Here is an 18,362-nt window from a genome sequence, read left to right as displayed (position 1 = left end):
AAAAGCAAAATACCCATTCTCATCTTTTTCTATGACAGCGTTTATAAGCATGGCACTACCTTTGATTAAATTTCTTATGATTATACACATAATATCTTTTAAACAAAATTAAATTGAAAGTTTAATAATAACATTGACTTCATCATTGTTTTTATTTTTCATGCTCATAGTATCATCACCATATCCCTCATCGTCCTCTATGGTGTCCTCGTCCGCTCTAACCATGCATGCATCATCTTTAGCTTTTTCTTTATCACGGAGGGCATCGTCTCGTTCTTTGTCTCGTTTAACTCTATCGTCCTCTTCATAAAGCTTATCATCGTTAGGGCTTCTTTTGTCTTTAGCGATTTCTTTGTCAAGCTTCTCGGCTTTTTTGTCATCGTCTTTTTCGTAGCCTTTTTCGTCTTTATCGGCTTCTACTCGTGCGAGATTTTCTTTGTCTTTTTCAATATCTTTTTTAATTGCTTCGCTCATCGCTTGTTTGTCTTTATCAAGTGTTTCTAATGGTTCGCTCATTTGTGTGTCCTTTGTGTCAATTTCGCTATGTTTTAACTCATCGCTGTCTTGTTTGTCTTTTCCAATTTCGGCTTTTAGATTTTCTTTTTCATCTTGTCTTTCCTTTGCTTCGTTTTTGTCTTTGATATTATAATCAAAAAAGTTCGGTATGCCCTTATTTAGGTAACGATAATCATCCACTAAACATGGGCTGATGCTGTTGTCTTGTAACGCTTGCTTCATTTTGCTATCCTTTAAGTCTAGTATGTTTAACTTGCTATTGTCAATTGAATTTCTGTTTTGTTTATCCCTAAAGAGCGTTTTATAGTCAACTTTAGAGAGTCTTTGCTATATGCTTTTAAAGTTAGTTATAGCTTCCATTAATATAGGTTCTACAATATCATAAATATAATAGTAAGTCAACATAAAAAATATTTTTATTGTTTAAATTATTTTAATAGCAGAAAAAAAGTATAAATATAATAATTAAGTAAAACCTACATCAAGTTCTACTTAAACCAAATTAAAAAAATCCATTTAAGTTATCTTAACCCTTTAGTTTAACCCTACCCCACAATATCCAGCAAATGCTCTTCATGCCACAATTCAATCTCTTCTTCTTCCAAGCCAAACGCCTTAGCCCTTTGGCTGTTTGGATAGCGGTTTTTGGAGCCTTCTTTAGGATCTTTATCGCTAATAGCTTGCATGTTTTCTAATGCCCTTGTTTCTTGGGCTAATTCAAGCTTACTTTGAAAACTTTGTGCTAAATCCAGCATATCACTTCTTGCACCCTGTTGGATAGCAGAATTTAAAGGAGCGTTTTGGTTGATATAAGTTACATTGCCTAAAGCGGAAACACCCATGCTAACCTCCTTAAGTGTTTAAGTGTCCTTTAGACTAATAGTTCGGTATTTTGAGTAAATGACATTAGCTCCTTTGATGATTTTGACAAATTTTCGTTGCGTGTAGTCAATTTCGTAACTATTAAACACATCTTTTTGCATTTTAATCAACATTTTGGCTAATTCCATAATGACCTCATCTTTGGGCGCGTTCTTTTGGCAAAAAACGATCAAATGCGATCCGGGAATATTTCTTACATGCATCCACAAATCATTCGCTCTTGCGTCTTGTAAGAGTTTGATATTCTCTTTTTGGTTTTTCCCTAAACCGATTTTAAAATCCTTATAATACAGCACTTCATACCCGCTCATCGGGCGTTTGATTTTGGAATTTTTTACCGGCATAAACATTTCTAAAACGCTTTCTTCTTGCGCTCCTTTAACATAGTTGATTTGATTTTCTTTAAAAGCGATTTTTTCTTTCAAATTCTCTTCTTCTAAATACAAGAATTGCGATTTTTGTTTCTTTTTTTTACTGAGAGTGAATTTTTTATTGATAAAAGCGTTTAAGGGCATGCTCTTATCAATTTCAATCGCACACTCCTTATCTTCAAAATCCTTTAAAACCACGCGGCTTTCATGCTTATGGATTAAATGCTGGTAAGTGAGTAATAGCGAGGCTTGAGTTTGCAATTCTTTCGCTTCTAGCTGTAAATTTTTAGGATCTTCTAGTTTTTCTAATTTTTCTTTCAAGCGTTCTTTTTGAATATTTAATCGCTTGATGATGTGATTTTTTTTGTGTTCTAATTCTTTGTGCTGATAGGATAAAAAATCTTTTTCTAAAATGTCTAACAATCCCTTAAAACCCAAATCCTCTTCTTGATGCTCGTAAATATTAGGAGGCAATGCCCCTAAAATATCGTTTTTAACGACCCTGTCATTAAAACGAAAGGCTTCTATCACGCATTTTTCTTGATCTAAAATCATGAGGTTGGCTTTTTTAGGGATCATTTCTAAACGCAAAATAAAATTTTCACTCTTATAAGCTAAATCTTTAGCGCCTGTGATTTCTAAAATCCGATCGTTATCAATGATGTTTGCTTGTAAAATTTTGGCGTTTTTAGTGAATTTGTTCAAACAAAAATCTAACGCTAGGGTGTTTTTTAAAACGCTCTCTGGGGGTTTTTTTGACAAACCGATATAAGGCACACTCAAATCTACAACAAAGGCGTGTTTTTCTTTAGAAAAAGCCTCTAATAAAAAACTAGACGCGCTCAAGCGTTTGAGGTTAAAATGCGTTTGAGCGTTTAAAAATTCGCTGAATTTCTTTAAAAGAAAAAATTTCATTCTTGCGCCTTTAATTTTTCTTTAGCGAAAGAAATCGCGCTCTCAATATTTTCGCTCCCCCCTATCATGCGCGCGATTTCTAAAACCCTTTCTTCGTTATTAAGGGTTTTTGCAAGGCTTTTATGGTTTTCTTTAAACACTAAAATATGGTTTTTAGCGAGTGCTGGGATATGGACTTGGTGCGAAATGGCAAAGATTTGCAAATGGCTGCTTAAGGTTTCAAGGGCTTTAGAAACCGCCAAACTCTCTTCACCGCTCAAATTAGAATCCATTTCATCTAACACCAACACGCCTTTAAAATCCTTTAAAAACTCCATTTCTAAAAGCATGAACGCCAACCTCAAACGGCTGTATTCTCCAGAGCTTAAGGTTTCTAATTGGGAATTTTGTAAATGTAAAACGAGTTTTTGAGCGCCTTTTTCGCTCATGGGGGCTTCTTCTAAAACCAAACTAGGGCTTTTTAGGAGCAAATCTTTCGCTTTAGCGCTTAAAAGAGCGTTAAAACCGGCTAAATACTCTTTTCTAAAGCCGCTTATTTGATCACACAATTTCAAGCATTCGGTTTTTAATCGCTCTATTTCTTTGTGGTAAGTTTCGCAATGGTTATCAATTTCTTTTAAATTATGCAATTCGTTTTTAACATGCCCTAATCGTTCTTTAGCATGCGTAATACTCCCGTAATCCTTAATGATCCCGCTTAACGCACCAAGCCTTTCTAGCACTTTTTCAATATCCAAACGCTCGCACTCTTCTAATTTGGCCTGCTCTTTTTCCAATAGAGCGCTCGCTTCTAATAAAGCGCTTTTTAAAAACTCAGCACTATGGCCCACGCTCTCTAAAGCATGCGTGATTTTGTGGGTATTTTCTAGCACCTCTAACGCCAGAGCGATTTTATCGTTCAATTTTTCCTTACTGGAAAGCAATTTTTTTTGCTCTAAAAGGCGTTCGTATTCATCTTCTTTTAAATCCAATCTCTCTAATTTCATTTTTTCAAAATTCAAACGCTCTTCTAAATCCTTTTGGAAACGCTTTTTATCCTCTAATAATCGCCTTTCTTTTTCCAGATTCTCTAAGCGGGTGAATTTTTCTTCAAGTGCGCCTAAAAGGGGGCTAAACGCTTTGTTTTTATTTTGGATATAGCCATCTAATAAGGAGAGCATTAAAATATCGTTGAGTTCATTCTGGCTGAATCTGTCGTTAGATAGGCGTTTGATCAAACCTTTTAATAACGCTTTGAGCGTATTTTTAGACAGGCTTGTTTGGTTTAAAAAATAGCGCGTTTTTTCTTTTTTAATCACGCTGATGACTAAGGGTTCATGTTCATCTTCTCTAAAAATGCCGTATTCTTCAGTGTCTAAAAAAGGCGCAATCAACTCCACTTCAATGTTTGAAGCGTTGCTCTCTTTAAGCCCAAACGCCCCTAAAAGGCTCGCAATAAGAACGCTTTTTCCCACCCCACTAGCCCCACTAATCGCGCTCAATCCGTCTTTAAACTCTAGATCCAATTTTTCAAAAACAGCGTTTTGACGCACTTTTAAGCGTGTGATTTGAGCGTTATTAAAATCTCGCATGTTTTAGCCTTTTTATCTTTTTTTGCTAGGGCTTTCCCCCCATAAGAGCTTTTCTTTAAGCACTTTAAAATAATCCCTTGAATTTTTTTGTAAGAGCTTGGTGGTCGTGGGGCTTTTTTGGATGTATAGGGGTTGGTTGGCTTTTAAATCATAGGTGGCTTGCCCATCAATGACCACAAGAGCGTCTTCATGAGTGCAAAAATTCAAGCAAAATTCCGCTCCTAACACTAAAGGGCGTTGCGTTAAAGAAAAATCGCACAAGGGCGTTAAAATATAGCTCTGGCTTAAAGCATGCACAATAGGCCCATGAGCGCTCAAATTATAAGCGGTCGAGCCTAGGGGCGTGGCAATGATAAGCCCATCGCCTTTATAGGTGTTAAAGGGCGTATGGCCCACATAAGCTTGGATATCTAAAACCCCTAAAGCTTTTTTTTTGGCGATCACAATTTCATTGATCGCATAAAAAGAGGTTTTCCCGATACGGCCCTCTAAAGCTAAATGTTCCTCTAATTTGATCCTGTCTTGCTTGAGATCTTGTAAAAAACCTTTCAGACCATTCAATTCAACCGCGCTCAAAAACCCTAAATTCCCTATTCTAACCCCAAAACATGGCTTATTGTAAGAATGCGTCATTCTTAAAGCCCCTAAAATTGTGCCATCGCCCCCTAAACATAAAAACGCATAAGCTTTTTCTATCAACCGTTCATCTTTTGCTCCATCAAGGCTATCAATCATAAAACTTTCAAACCCCTCATCTTCTAAAAGCTTTAAAACCCATTCTTTAGCTCGCTCTAGCTTTTCAAAAAGAGGGTTTTGATAATGGGTGGGCCGCACAAACACGCCGATAGTTTGATGTGAATCTTTCATGCGTATATTGTAGCTTAAAGCTTGAAACAAAATTTTAAAAAAAAAGGGTTTTAGCCGCTTTTTATTAATCTTATGTGAAATTCATAAGAAGTTTTTATTTTTATTAATGTTTCATTCTTTAATCGTTTTTAATTGTTTTTTGGGTATTCTTTTTAAAAATGTAAGCATTATGTTAAGGAATCATACATGAAGAGATTTTTTTCTAAACCTTTGTTAGCTTTGGTTGTTTCTATGAATGCACTACTAGCTATGGATGGCAATGGCGTTTTTTTAGGGGCGGGTTATTTGCAAGGACAAGCCCAAATGCATGCGGATATTAATTCTCAAAAACAAGCCACTAACGCTACTATCAAGGGCTTTGATGCGCTTTTAGGGTATCAATTTTTCTTTGAAAAACACTTTGGCTTGCGCCTTTATGGGTTTTTTGACTACGCCCATGCCAATTCTATTAGGCTTAAAAACCCCAACTATAACAGCGAAGCGGCACAAGTAGCGGGTCAAATTCTTGGGAAACAAGAAATCAATCGTTTAACAAACATTGCCGATCCCAAAACCTTTGAGCCAAACATGCTCACTTATGGGGGGGCTATGGATGTGATGGTTAATGTCATCAATAACGGCATCATGAGTTTGGGGGCTTTTGGTGGGGTGCAATTAGCCGGCAATTCATGGCTTATGGCGACGCCGAGCTTTGAGGGTATTTTAGTGGAGCAAGCCCTTGTGAGCAAAAAAGCCACTTCTTTCCAATTTTTATTCAATGTGGGGGCTCGCTTAAGGATCTTAAAGCATTCTAGCATTGAAGCGGGCGTGAAATTCCCCATGCTGAAGAAAAACCCCTATATCACCGCAAAAAATTTGGATATAGGGTTTAGGCGCGTGTATTCATGGTATGTGAATTATGTGTTCACTTTCTAGGGGCGTGTCTATAGAGGGTCAGAACGCTCTCAATGATGCTCATCAAGTCTTTTTCTCTTTTTTCTAGGCTTTTGGGCGTCCATTCTGTGTATTTGTATGCAATGTCTTTGGTGGTGTCATAGCAGGTCATCACTCTTTTGTGTAGTGCGACAGGTTTCCCCATATAGATTTCTTTTTTCTCTTTGAAATCCAAATTTGAAGCTTCAGAGTTTTTATTGCCCCCTAAAAGCGTGAGATTGGCTAAAGAATGCGTGTAGCGTTCCCTTTCTTCTTCGCTAAAGTCCTTCGCCCATTGGCTTGAGAGAGTGGGTTTTTGGGGCAAGATGTGTTCAACATGCAGATTTTTATCCATTTGAATGCGTTTAGGTTTAGGATCATCGCTCATGAAATATTCCACTAAAATGAGAATGGGCTTGAGCCATGAATTTTTTTTGCCAGATTTACCAGCGAAGTAGAATTTTGTGTATAAGTTGCTGTCTTGTAGGTTTTCTCTGAAGCGTTGCGTGATATTTTTTTCATCTAAATATTCTTTTACAATAGAGATAATATCATCAATGTTTTTCTTTTCCTTTAGGGCTTTAATGATGTTGCAACAAGTTTGGCTGCGTGTGGATCTTGTCTTCCCTGCAACCCAATCTTGGTAGTAAAACTTGACTAACAATTCTTTTAAAGTCTCTATGTCTTGATCGCTATAGCGGTGCAACAAACTAGTGCACAAAATAACACATAAATAATCATCGTCTTTATACGAGAGCAAGTGGGCGTATCGGTCTTGCATTTCTAACACCTCGCAATAAGCGTTGTAAAAATCTTCCACGCCCTTAAGGTATTCTAATGGGGTTTTATTAAGCCTTTCAAACTGATCGGCAAGTCTTTCTTCCATGTTTTTCCCACTAGTTACCGGATGGAGATAGGTTAAATACCAGCTAAACAATATTTCTGCGGCGTTCTTCTCTCGCTTGTTCTCTTTTCTCTTTGGAAATTTTGACTCATTATCCAAGCATTTTTGACGCAAGGCATTCCACCGAGACACAAACTCTTCTTGATCCTTTTCTTTAGCGAGTTTTTTTAGCAACTCCACCTTAAAAACATCTATCGCATGCAAAGCCAAACCCCTAGCGTTTAAAACACTAAAAATCCTTAACGCCATACTTATATTGGAGCAAGTGGTTTTGATAAATATGACCTTAAGATACAGCCATCTGATGAAATCGTTAATGTCTTCAATCTCTTTTTTTCAAGATAGTTTTTTAAACAAATCGCATTTTTCAAGTAGCTGTTCTTACCCTTGCTTGGGGCGTTGCTCTTGCTATTCTCGCCCTTGCTTGCATCAAGATCGTCAAAAAAATCTAAGGCATCCTGAAAATCTTTTTTAGCACTAAACCCTACTAGATCAAAATCCAATCGCTTTCTCTTTTTCTTTTTTCCATCTTCATGCCTGTCGCTCCAACTCTCTTGTAAATATTCTTGGATCATAGGGTCTAAACGCTCAGAATAAAGAGTAGCTAAAACTTTTGCAAGCAGAATGAAAGTGCTTAAGCGTTGCTGGCCATCCACAATATCAGTTTTGTTATCTTTGTCTGGTTGGATAAAGACTAACGAACCGCAGAAATAATCGTCCTCTCGATGATCTTCATAGTTCTCAAACAGATCGTTCAAGAGCTCTTCGCATTGCTCCTTACCCCATTGGTAAGGGCGTTGGTAGATGGGGATTTGGTAATAAGTATCATTTCCTACGACTAAAATCTTTTTCAGGCTTTTCTTGTCAGGCTCCATTTCTGCCATAAAAACCCCTTTGTGTGTTTTGAATGGATTATAACATTAAAAAGTGTTTTTTTTTTTTTTTTTGAAATATTCCCACGCATTAAGACGCATGGTTTATCGCCATGCCCTTTTTTACAGCCTATTTTTAAAGCTCTTTTAAAACCTCTAAAGGCGATTTGAACGCTAGATTGAAAGCTTTAGCGATGCCTTCTTGGGTGATATAGCCGTTATAAGCGCTCAAGCCTCCAAGGGTGTTTGCTACGATTTTAGTGTTGGCTTTTAAAAAGCCCTTCAAGCCATGCTCTAAATAATACAACAAATACGGCGCGCTCGCATGGCTATAAGCTACAGAGCTTGTTTTAGCGGCAATCCCTGGCATGTTAGGCACGCCATAATGCAACAAATCCTCTTCCACATACACCGGGTTAGAATGGCTTGTTTGGTGTATGGTTTCTATGCACCCCCCTAAATCGCAAGCCACATCTATCACTACCCCTTGTTTTTGCATGCATTTTAAATGCCTTCTTAAGATCACTTTAGGGGTTTGGCTCGCTGTAACTAGCACCGCTCCCACTAACCCCACCGCCCCACTTAAAGCCTGAATGATATTGGCTTCATTCACGCTTAAGACTTCTAAATCATACAAATGGTAATAGGGGTGGTTTTGCAATTTAGCGTAGTCCAATTCTAAAATCGTTACTTTAGCCCCCATTTGGCTCAACACTTTCGCGCTCTCCATGCCAACCACACCGCCCCCAACCACGACAATTTTAGCCCTTTGCGCGCCCGATAACCCTCCAAGCATGACCCCCTTACCCATAAAGCCCTTAACATGCTCTAAAGCCAGCAAATAATGCTGGATTAAATGCGCAGCCAACCTCCCAGCCACCACGCTCATAGGCGCTAAAATAGGGTAGTCGTTTTTAGGCCCGGCAATGGTTTCAGTGCAAATGGAAGTGATTTTTTTATCTATAAACATTTCGCACAAGCTTTTTTGATACGCTAGATCCAAATAGCTAAACAACGCGGCTTTTTCTTTCAACAAAGGGTATTCATGCTCTAAAGGCTCTTTGCATTTGACCATCAAATCCTGCCCCCACGCTGTTTTAGTATCCACGATTTTAGCCCCCACGCTCTCATACGCTTCATTACTATAGCCGCTATTAGCGCCGGCTTGATTTTCCACTAAAACCCCCACGCCCTTTTGAATTATTAGCGCCACATCATCAGGCACCAAAGCCACTCGTGATTCTAAATCCATGCTTTCTTTGACTAGCCCAATAGTCATGTTAATCCTTTTTAAATAGTAGTGTCAATTATGATTATACTCACTCCATTAAACGATTGGGTATCTTTCTTTTAAAAAGCTAAATAGTATTACCCTTTTACACAATAGAATTCATTTTGTTTGTTATTCATTTTCTTATTATTTTGTAATTGTTGGTTGGGATTTAAAATAGAATTTACCTAACGATTAAAGGATGCGTTTATGAAAGACAACACGACTTTAAGCAGGGACATTAGCTTCAACCAATTGATGATGATCGCTTTAGGGGGAACGATTGGCACTGGGCTTTTTGTAGGCACAGGGGGGAATATCGCTAGTGCAGGCCCTTTAGCCACGCTTCTAGCGTATTTGATTGGAGGGATTATTGTCTATTCTATTGTTTTATCTTTAGGGGAATTAGCGAGCGTGTATCCCACTACAGGGAGTTTTGGGGATTATGCGAGCCGTTTTATTAACCCAAGCACAGGGTATATGGTCTTTTGGATGTATTGGCTGAGCTGGGTTTTAACCGTGGCCGTGGAATACATCGCCATAGGCTTGCTTATGCAACGATGGTTTCCGACTATTCCTGTGTATGTGTGGGTCATCGCATGCATTGCACTTTTATTCTTGTTGAATTTCTTTTCGGTTAAAATTTTTGCCACGGGCGAATTTTTGCTCAGCACCATCAAAGTTTTAGCGGTCTTTGTGTTTATTGTGCTTGGGTGCATTGGCATTGTTTATTCGTTTTATTTGCATGGTTTTGAAGGCGTGTTCGCTAATTTCTATTTTAACGGGGAGACTCAAGGGCTAGAAAAAGGCTTTTTCCCTAAAGGCGTGGAAGCGTTCTTTGGAGCGATTTTAGCGGTGATTTTTGCTTACACGGGCACAGAGATTATCGGCGTTGCAGCAGGAGAAACTAAAGACGCTAAAAAAGTCATGCCTAAAGCGATTAAAGCGACTTTATGGCGGATTGTGTTTTTCTTTTTAGGGGCGGTGTTTGTGGTATCGGTGTTTTTGCCCATGACGGATAGTGGTTTGACGCAAAGCCCTTTTGTGAGCGCTTTAGAAAAAATCCCCTTACCCTTTTTGGGCGTGGGTATCCCTTATGCGGCAGATATTATGAATTTTGTCATTGTCACTGCGATTTTATCCACCGCTAATTCTGGGCTATACGCTTCAGGGAGGATGATTTATGGTTTAAGCCAAAAAAAGATGTTTTTCCCCCTTTTTGCTAAACTTAACGCCTCTGGCACACCCACTTATGCTTTGTATTTATCTTTAGGGGTTACACTTATTGGCATGCTCACCGAAGCGTTTGCACCAGAAAAAATCATGGCAAGCTTGATCAATGTAGTGAGTTTTATGGTGATTATTGTATGGATCAGTATCAGCGTAGCGCAATACCGCTTCAGGAAAGAGTATCTGGCTTTGAGAAAATCCTTAAAAGATCTTCCTTATAAAGCCCCTCTTAATCCCTTGATCCAAATTGTTGGCATCAGCGGGTGTTTGGTGGGGCTTATAGGGGCGTATATGGATGCAAATGAACGCATTGGAGGGTATCTCACGCTGGTGTTTATGGGGCTTTGCTATGGGGCGTATTATTTGAGTAAAGACAAATGGGGCTATCAGCAAGAAAAAGGAATTTAAAGGAGTTATAAAATGATTTTAATAGGATTGGAAGCGGAATTAGGAGCGTCAAAAAGAGGCACCGATAAAGGGGTTAGGCGTTTGAGAGAAGCCTTAAGTGCAACGCATGGCGATGTGATTAAAGGCATGCAAACGATCATTCAAGAGCGGTGCGTGCTTTATAAAGAGTTTAGATACGCTAAGAATTTTGAAGATTACTACCTTTTTTGTAAAGAAAGTTTGATCCCTTGCATGAAAGAAGTGTTTGAGAAAAAAGAATTTCCTTTGATTTTAAGCTCAGAGCATGCGAACATGTTTGGGATTTTCCAAGCCTTTAGGAGCGTTCATAAGGACAAAAAAATAGGGATTTTGTACTTAGACGCGCATGCGGATATTCATACGGCTTATGACAGCGATTCAAAGCATATCCACGGCATGCCTTTAGGCATGGTTTTAAATCGTGTTCGTAGCGGGTTCAATCGCATGAGCGAGAGCGAAGAAAAGGCATGGCAAAAGCTCTGCTCTTTGGGGTTAGAAAAGGGAGCGTTAGAAATTGATCCTAAATGTTTGGTGTATTTTGGGGTAAGAAGCACCGAACAGAGCGAAAGAGATGTGATTAAGGAATTGCAAATCCCTTTATTTAGCGTGGAAGCGATAAGAAAAAACTTGCAAGAAGTGGTTCAAAAAACCAAAGAATCATTAAAAGCGGTGGATATTATTTACCTTAGTTTGGATTTAGACATTATAGATGGCAAGCTTTTCACTTCTACCGGCGTGCGTGAAAATAACGGGCTGAGTTTTAATGAGCTAAAGCAATTACTGGGCTTGCTTTTAGAAAGCTTTAAAGACGGATTAAGAGCCGTTGAAGTAACCGAATACAACCCCACGGTGAGCGCAAAACACACCGACGAAGAAGAAAAGCAGGTTTTAGAGATCTTAGATCTCATCATCAATAGCTGTAAAATTAAAGACAAGAAGCCATCTTTTACAATGAGTCGCTGATCGCTTTTCAAACACAACGATAAAAAGTTGAAAAAAGGGGCGGTGTTTAGATGAAAGGTTAAACCACTTTGAGCGTCAAAGAATGTCTTGTGTGTTTTGAGAACGCATGCAAGCTTGTCGTGTGTCAAAAATGGGTATTTTCTACTAAAATCAAGCGAAATCAAAAAAAAAGATTTTCATGGGATTAATAAAATTTTAAGAATTTTATGATAAAATTTCGCGAATTATTAAGTTTTTTTTATTTTTATTACTTAATAGGCGTTCGTTATTGGTGTGGTTTTACTTGAAAAATTTAAACTATTTTTTAATCTCTCAAAATACAAGGAGTTTGTGTTGCATAAAAAAGTTCTGTTGGCTTTAACTGCTAGTTTGATTTGCCAAGAGTCTTTGTTCGCTAAGGAAAAAGACTACACTTTGGGCAAGGTTTCTACTGCCGGCAAAAAGGATAAATCTGATTATTCTGGGCAGGTCAATTTGGGTTATAGCGGGATTACCGCGCCTAAGAGTTGGCAAGATGAAGAAGTGAAAAAATACACAGGAAGCCGCACGGTGATCTCTAATAAAGCGCTCACCCAACAAGCTAACCAAAGCATTGAAGAAGCTTTACAGAATGTCCCAGGTCTGCAAATTAGGAATGCGACAGGCGTAGGGGCTATGCCCACTATCCAAATCCGTGGCTTTGGAGCTGGGGGTTCAGGGCATAGCGATGCGACGCTCATGTTAGTTAATGGTATTCCTGTTTATATGGCCCCCTACGCCCACATTGAGCTAGACATTTTCCCTGTTACCTTTCAAGCCATTGATCGCATTGATGTGATCAAGGGTGGAGGCAGCGTGCAATATGGGCCTAACACTTATGGGGGTATTGTCAATATCATCACTAAGCCTATCCCTACTCAATGGGAAAACCAAGCGGCTGAAAGGATCACTTATTGGGCTAAGGCTAGAAACGCCGGGTTTGCCGCTCCCCCTGATAAAACCGGCGATCCTTCTTTTATCAAGTCTTTAGGCAACAACCTCCTCTATAACACCTATGTGAGGAGTGGGGGGATGATCAATAAGCATGTGGGTATCCAAGCGCAAGCTAACTGGGTTAGAGGACAAGGCTTTAGGGACAATAGCCCCTCTAATATTTCAAACTATTGGCTAGATGGGATCTATGACATCAATGAAAGCAATGGGATTAAGGCCTATTACCAATACTACGATTTTGCTATCGCTCAACCGGGATCACTCAGCGAACAAGATTACAAAATAAACCGCTTCGCTAATTTACGCCCTATCAACCAAAAAGGCGGGCGCTCACAACGCTTTGGGGCTGTGTATGAAAACCGCTTCGGGGATTTAGACAGAGTGGGCGGGACTTTCAGCTTCACTTACTATGGGCAGTTGATGACTAGGGACTTTCAAGTAAGCTCCAGCTACAATAGCGCTAACACGGTTACTTGTTTTAGCGAAGCGGCATGTAGGGCGGCAGGACTTCCGGCAGGGTATAACTTGGCTGTGCCTTATTATGCCACCAACTACAATGGTTGGGCAGAAGTAGAAAACCCTGTGCGCTCCATTAACAACGCTTTTGAGCCTAAAGTGAGTTTGATCGTCAATACCGGGAAAGTCAGGCAAACCTTTATCATGGGCTTGCGTTTCATGACCACCACTTTTTTACAACGCCAATACTTAAACACCAATGAATGCCCCACCAAAACGAGCGGTGAGGGGGCAGGATTCTTGTGTGAGGGCGCTAATGTGATGAGCGGTTGGAAACCCCACATCAAGCATGGCGTTTATAGAAACTGGAATAACTGGCGCAACAATTACACAGCAGTTTATTTGAGCGATCGCATTGAAGCTTGGGATGGGCGCTTTTTCATCGTGCCTGGTTTGCGCTACGCTTTTGTGCAATACAACAACGAAAATGCGGCCAACTGGGTGCAAATCCCTGAGAAGGATTTAAGAAAAATCAAGCACATGAACAATTGGATGCCCTCAACCAACATTGGCTTTATCCCTGTGCAAGGCGATCACAATGTGCTTACCTACTTTAACTACCAACGCTCTTTTGTCCCGCCTCAATTAGACGTTTTGAGCTATGGAGGAGCGGAGTATTTTACCCAACACTTTGACACTGTGGAAGCAGGAGTGCGCTACACCTATAAGGATAAATTTAGCTTCAATGCGGACTATTTTAGGATTTGGGCGCGCGATTTTGCCACTGGGCAGTATTCAGTCTATACGAGCGGCCCTATGAAAGGTAATGTGCGCCCCATTAATGGCTATTCTCAAGGCGTGGAGCTGGAATTGTATTACAGGCCTATTAGAGGGTTGCAATTCCATGCCGCTTTCAACTACATTGACACTCGTGTAACTAGCCATGGCCCTTTAACAGACTTGAATGGGGATGTGCTAAAAGGGACTAGCTATAACAAGCATTTCCCTTTTGTAAGCCCTTTCCAGTTCATTCTTGATGCTCGTTACAATTGGCATAAAACCACCATTGGTATTTCTAGCTATTTTTATAGCCGCGCTTATAGCGGGATTAGCAACAGTGCAGCAGGAGGCTATTATGGGATGCAATATTATAGTGGGGGGAACAACTATGAAAGCGTTCTCAATAGCGGTTATCAATGCGAAGCTTGGTGTATGACCCAACATGAAGGGCTATTACCTTGGTATTGGGTGTGGAATATCCAAGTGAGCCAAATTTTTTGGGAAAACGGAAGACACAGAGTTACAGGAAGTTTGCAAATCAACAATATCTTCAACATGAAGTATTATTTTACAGGGATTGGCTCTAGCCCTGCAGGCTTGCAACCTGCACCTGGAAGATCGGTTACAGCGTATTTGAACTACACTTTCTAAAGGCTTTAAAAAGGAGGGGGATTATTGCTCTATGATGAGCCGCTAAAATGAGCCGCTTAGCGGTTTTATTGAAACAATGGAATATTCATTCAAGAATACTCCAAATAAGTTTCTTTGAGGCTGGCCTTAGCCCTTTGCCAATTAGGCAAATACAAACTCAGCAAATCCCTAAAATATTCGTTATGATGGCGCGTTTTTAAATGCAATAATTCATGCACAACCACATATTCAATGCCCTCGCTAGGCGCTTTAGCCAGTTCCAAATTAAAAAGCAAGGCGCGTTTAGCAATGTTGCAACTCCCCCATATCCGTTTCATTTTTTGGATTCTAAAGCCTTGTATGCTTTCGTTTAAAATCTTTTCATACTGGTTGATGTAGGTTTGTATTTTTTCTCTTAAAACTTGTCTGTAGTAGTTTTCTAACACTTTTAAGCGGTTTTCTAAGCTTGTCTTTTGATGGACATGCAAGATTAAATATTTAGGGCTTTGGAGGACGAAGTGTTTTTTTATGGTGTGTTCAATCTTTAACAGATAGCGTTTCCCAAAAAGATAATGGCTTTCTCTTTCTAGCATTCCTCTTTGGCTCTGTCTGTTTTGGTTTAAAAAATTTTGTTGCTGTTCTTTTATCCAAGGGAGTCTTTTAATCAAAGAAAGCCTGAGGCTCTCATCGTTTAAAGCTAGGGGGCAAGACACACGCACAGAGCCATCAGGCGGGCAAACGCTAATGTGTAAATGCTTAATACCCTTTTTTTCTATAGCGATATTGGTATCATTTAAAGTCAAACAATAAGCGTTCATTAATGATACTCCTCTATGCATTTGGCTAAATTAAAGGTGTTTTCCAACAAACCCTCATCGTCTATGATTTTTCTTAAAGCGAATTTAAGGATTTTTTCTTTTTGATGATGCCCCACCCAACCATCTTTTTTATTATCCCTTATGCATGCGTCTATTTCTAAAGCTAAGGCTTCATTTTCATCTAAATTATCATAGAGGGTTTTTAAAGCGTCAGTGTCGATCTTTTTAGGGTAATTTCTATCTTCTTTATCAATAACTTTTTTGGCTAAGTCGCAGATTTGTTGCAAGTATTCTAAATAGGTTAATTTCTTTTCTCTAAACTGGAGAATCAAATCGTTTAAAAGCGAAGATAATTTTTCGTAATACTTAGGATCGCTCGCTTCTTTTTCTATAATGCGTTTTTTAGTGTTGTTAGCGATGCTTTCTGCCATAGAGCTTTCATTTTTAAAGACTTGAGACAGCACCTTATTAAAATCATTAATATCCATTTGGGCTAAAACTTCACACAGCCCTTGATCTTCTATTTTGATTAGCGTCTCGCTATCCGTGGTTTTAATGTAAGCGTCTAAAATCCGGCGCATGTCTTCACTATAGCTTTTTAAATCCACGCTATCCCCACTGCTTAGGCTAACCGCTTTTTGTAAATGCCTATAAAATTCCGCTTCTTGTTTGATTTGTCGCATTTCTTCTTTAGAATAAATGGGCTTTTCTAAGTTGTTCAATTCCACAAACATTCTTAAAAACGCGCCAACAAGCTGGTAAAACAACCGCCTTTTTTGAGCGTTTTTTTCTAAATCGTTCCCGCAAAAATAAGCGATATAATCCATTTCATCTTTTGGCTCTTTCACGCTTTCACAAAGCGATTTTAACTGATCTCTAGTTTCTTCTAATCTTTTCTTAATCTTTTGGGCTTTGTCAGAAATAAGCCCTTGAATGTCTTCTCTTTCATAGTTTTCAAACGCTTTATTGGTGTAATCGCTGTGCGCTTCTTGTAGGCTATCAAACAAATCCTTATAGTCTATGATGCAGCCAAAATCCTTATCTTCACTATCCAATCTATTCACCCTGCACACCGCTTGAAAAAGCCCATGATCTTGCATTTTCTTATCCATGTATAAATAAGTGAGACTTGGCGCATCAAAACCGGTCAATAGCTTATCCACCACGATCAATAGCTTCATTCTATTAGGCTCATTAATAAAACGCTCTTTAACTTTTTCTTCAAACTCTTTAATTTTATTAAGGGCTTTTTTCTCATCTTTTTCATTAAAAAAGTTTTGCAACATTTTGCAATAAGCGCGGTATTTATAACTCTCTTCGCTCTCATCGATCCCGCAATCTTTAAGATCAGCGATATTGGGTTCATAGCTTGTGATCACAGCCACCTTATCCTTTAATTCTGTTTCTAAAAAGAGTTCAAAATACCGGCATGCGTTATACACGCTTTCAGCCACCAGCATGGCATTCCCCTTTTCACTCCTTAATCGTGGGAGTTTTGCCATATCCAATACAACATCTTGCACAATACGAGCTAATCTGTCTTTAGTGGAAAAAACTTTTTGCAAATTAACCCATTTCTTTTTAAGCTCTGTTTTAGCCGCATCATTCAAGCCTTGAGTTTTTAATTCAAAATATTCGTCTAGCTTTTCAGGGTTACTGACATATTGTTCCACGCTTCTGGCTTCATAGTTTAAATCTAGCACCACTTTATCGCTAACGGCTTCATTAAATTTATAGCAATGGATATAATTCCCAAACACTTCCTGGCTTGTCTTTTTATCTTGTTTCAATAAAGGCGTGCCGCTAAAGGCGATAAAAATCGCATTAGGGAGCAGGCTTTTCATGGCTTTATGCAATTTACCGCCTTGGGTTCTGTGGCATTCATCCACTAAAACAACCCATTTCTCTAAAACAGGTTGTTTTTTTAAATCTTCTAAGTCGTTGTCATCAAACTTATGCACAAGCGAGCCAACCAAAAATTTCTTATTTTCAAACAGCACGCTCAATAAATCCTTCTTGCTGTCTGCGCGATAAAGATTCTTCTCACCTATTCCACTAAACACGCCTTGGATTTGAGCGTCTAATTCCCTCCTGTCCGTAACGATTAAAATCCTTGCTTGTTGGGTATTCTCTCTTAGCCATCTAGTAAGCCACACCATAGTCAAGCTTTTACCGCTGCCTTGTGTGTGCCAGATAATCCCCCCTTCGTTTTTGTGGATAAATTCTTGCGTTTTTTTAACCGCAAAATACTGATGGAACCTGGCACATTTCTTTTGCCCCTTATCAAAAATCAAAAAATCATGGATAAATTCTAAAAACCTTTCTTTTTTTAAAAAGCATTCAATCGTCTCAAACAAATTTTTTAAAACGCCCTCTTCTTTCCAAGAAAGGTAGTGTTTTTCTTTAGTTTCTATGACGCCATATTTTAGCCCTTGACTTTCATTACCCGCCATAACCAATTGGATCGTTTTAAAAAAATCTCTAATAAACTCTTTCTTTTGGTTGTCTAAATTTTGCCTGATAGCGCTTTCTACGCTCACGCTGGATTTTTTCAATTCTAGCACCCCTAAAGCGATCCCATTCACATAAAGCACCATGTCCGGCCGTTTTGCGTTTGGCCCTTTAACGCTCACTTCTTCAGCCATGCTAAATTCATTCTTAGAAACATCTTTCCAATCAATGAGCCAAGTCGTTTGGAAGTTTTCATTCTGGCTTATTTGAGTTTTCACGCCATAAATTAAAAGCTCGTAAAATTTTTGATTCGCTTCGTATAAATCGTTTTTTAAAGCGTTATGGATTTTCTGCTCAATTTTATGCCACCTTTCAGGCTCAATTTTTTGATTTTTAACTAGCCATGCTTTCAAGCTTTCTTTATTAATGTTTTCGTTATCGCTCTTTGTTAAATCCCCTAAATACGCATAGCCCATGCTTTTAAAAGTTTCTATGACTTGTTTTTGAACTTCTTTTTCTGTTTTCATCATAAACCCCCTAAGAACGCTTTTTATCG

General features: G+C 38.9%; 11 protein-coding genes and 2 pseudogenes. 4 read left to right on the top strand and 9 right to left on the bottom strand.

Going from position 1 to position 18,362, the window contains the following annotated elements:
* Window positions 1-369: 369 nt before the first annotated feature.
* The 5 genes and pseudogenes from KX581_RS08325 to KX581_RS04005 all read right to left on the bottom strand — a co-directional run.
* Window positions 370-738 (bottom strand): annotated as a pseudogene (locus tag KX581_RS08325) (hypothetical protein); the annotation flags it as partial.
* A gap of 323 nt (window positions 739-1,061) precedes the next feature.
* On the bottom strand, window positions 1,062-1,358 hold the full coding sequence (locus tag KX581_RS04020; protein WP_000539097.1) for a hypothetical protein: 297 nt from the start codon (window positions 1,356-1,358) through the stop codon (window positions 1,062-1,064).
* An 18-nt stretch (window positions 1,359-1,376) separates the two neighbouring features.
* Window positions 1,377-2,684: an NFACT family protein gene (locus KX581_RS04015; protein WP_231175656.1), complete on the bottom strand. Its 1,308-nt coding sequence runs from the start codon at window positions 2,682-2,684 to the stop codon at window positions 1,377-1,379.
* Window positions 2,681-4,255: a DNA repair protein RecN gene (locus KX581_RS04010; protein WP_231175655.1), complete on the bottom strand. Its 1,575-nt coding sequence runs from the start codon at window positions 4,253-4,255 to the stop codon at window positions 2,681-2,683. The genes KX581_RS04015 and KX581_RS04010 overlap by 4 nt, the downstream gene beginning before the upstream one ends.
* A 12-nt stretch (window positions 4,256-4,267) precedes the next feature.
* On the bottom strand, window positions 4,268-5,122 hold the full coding sequence (locus KX581_RS04005) for an NAD(+)/NADH kinase (RefSeq protein WP_001868417.1): 855 nt from the start codon (window positions 5,120-5,122) through the stop codon (window positions 4,268-4,270).
* Window positions 5,123-5,308: 186 nt separating this feature from the next.
* Between KX581_RS04005 and KX581_RS04000 the strand changes: the two genes are divergently transcribed.
* Window positions 5,309-6,037: an outer membrane protein gene (locus KX581_RS04000; protein WP_000819293.1), complete on the top strand. Its 729-nt coding sequence runs from the start codon at window positions 5,309-5,311 to the stop codon at window positions 6,035-6,037.
* Here KX581_RS04000 and KX581_RS03995 read toward each other — a convergent pair.
* Both KX581_RS03995 and KX581_RS03990 read right to left on the bottom strand, forming a co-directional pair.
* Window positions 6,027-7,822: pseudogene (locus KX581_RS03995) on the bottom strand (DUF262 domain-containing protein). The gene KX581_RS04000 and the pseudogene KX581_RS03995 sit on opposite strands and share 11 nt — an antisense overlap.
* 124 nt (window positions 7,823-7,946) lie before the next feature.
* A complete protein-coding gene (locus KX581_RS03990) occupies window positions 7,947-9,089 on the bottom strand; it encodes an alanine dehydrogenase (RefSeq protein WP_231175654.1) in 1,143 nt (380 codons plus the stop codon).
* A gap of 201 nt (window positions 9,090-9,290) precedes the next feature.
* On the opposite strand from KX581_RS03990, the gene KX581_RS03985 reads away from it, so the two are divergent.
* From KX581_RS03985 to KX581_RS03975, 3 genes are all read left to right on the top strand, one after another.
* Window positions 9,291-10,718, top strand: a complete 1,428-nt coding sequence (locus KX581_RS03985; protein WP_231175653.1) for an amino acid permease — start codon at window positions 9,291-9,293, stop codon at window positions 10,716-10,718.
* A 12-nt stretch (window positions 10,719-10,730) separates the two neighbouring features.
* Complete coding sequence (gene rocF, locus KX581_RS03980; RefSeq protein ID WP_231175652.1) at window positions 10,731-11,699, top strand: arginase; 969 nt, start codon at window positions 10,731-10,733, stop codon at window positions 11,697-11,699.
* A 333-nt stretch (window positions 11,700-12,032) separates the two neighbouring features.
* Window positions 12,033-14,558, top strand: coding sequence for a TonB-dependent receptor family protein (locus tag KX581_RS03975; RefSeq protein WP_231175651.1), 2,526 nt, complete (start codon window positions 12,033-12,035; stop codon window positions 14,556-14,558).
* 89 nt (window positions 14,559-14,647) lie between these two features.
* Here KX581_RS03975 and KX581_RS03970 read toward each other — a convergent pair whose 3' ends face one another.
* Together KX581_RS03970 and KX581_RS03965 are read right to left on the bottom strand one after the other, a co-directional pair.
* Window positions 14,648-15,355, bottom strand: a complete 708-nt coding sequence (locus KX581_RS03970) for a YgjP family zinc-dependent metalloprotease (protein ID WP_231175650.1) — start codon at window positions 15,353-15,355, stop codon at window positions 14,648-14,650.
* On the bottom strand, window positions 15,355-18,333 hold the full coding sequence (locus tag KX581_RS03965) for a type I restriction endonuclease subunit R (protein ID WP_231175649.1): 2,979 nt from the start codon (window positions 18,331-18,333) through the stop codon (window positions 15,355-15,357). Before KX581_RS03965 ends, KX581_RS03970 begins: the two co-directional genes overlap by 1 nt.
* Window positions 18,334-18,362: the final 29 nt, after the last annotated feature.

This window comes from Helicobacter pylori, assembly GCF_021062735.1.
Lineage (GTDB): Bacteria > Campylobacterota > Campylobacteria > Campylobacterales > Helicobacteraceae > Helicobacter > Helicobacter pylori_DN.
The sequence above is the reverse complement of the archived record's forward strand: the minus strand, read 5'-3'. Positions and strand labels throughout refer to the sequence as shown.

What these genes read in the sequence shown, in the direction of transcription:
- KX581_RS03965 (WP_231175649.1), bottom strand. Translation starts at nt 18,333, where the DNA reads ATGAAAACAGAAAAAGAAGTTCAAAAACAAGTCATAGAAACTTTTAAA.
- KX581_RS03970 (WP_231175650.1), bottom strand. Translation starts at nt 15,355, where the DNA reads ATGAACGCTTATTGTTTGACTTTAAATGATACCAATATCGCTATAGAA.
- KX581_RS04020 (WP_000539097.1), bottom strand. Translation starts at nt 1,358, where the DNA reads ATGGGTGTTTCCGCTTTAGGCAATGTAACTTATATCAACCAAAACGCT.
- KX581_RS03990 (WP_231175654.1), bottom strand. Translation starts at nt 9,089, where the DNA reads ATGACTATTGGGCTAGTCAAAGAAAGCATGGATTTAGAATCACGAGTG.
- rocF (WP_231175652.1), top strand. Translation starts at nt 10,731, where the DNA reads ATGATTTTAATAGGATTGGAAGCGGAATTAGGAGCGTCAAAAAGAGGC.
- KX581_RS04010 (WP_231175655.1), bottom strand. Translation starts at nt 4,255, where the DNA reads ATGCGAGATTTTAATAACGCTCAAATCACACGCTTAAAAGTGCGTCAA.
- KX581_RS04005 (WP_001868417.1), bottom strand. Translation starts at nt 5,122, where the DNA reads ATGAAAGATTCACATCAAACTATCGGCGTGTTTGTGCGGCCCACCCAT.
- KX581_RS03985 (WP_231175653.1), top strand. Translation starts at nt 9,291, where the DNA reads ATGAAAGACAACACGACTTTAAGCAGGGACATTAGCTTCAACCAATTG.
- KX581_RS04015 (WP_231175656.1), bottom strand. Translation starts at nt 2,684, where the DNA reads ATGAAATTTTTTCTTTTAAAGAAATTCAGCGAATTTTTAAACGCTCAA.
- KX581_RS04000 (WP_000819293.1), top strand. Translation starts at nt 5,309, where the DNA reads ATGAAGAGATTTTTTTCTAAACCTTTGTTAGCTTTGGTTGTTTCTATG.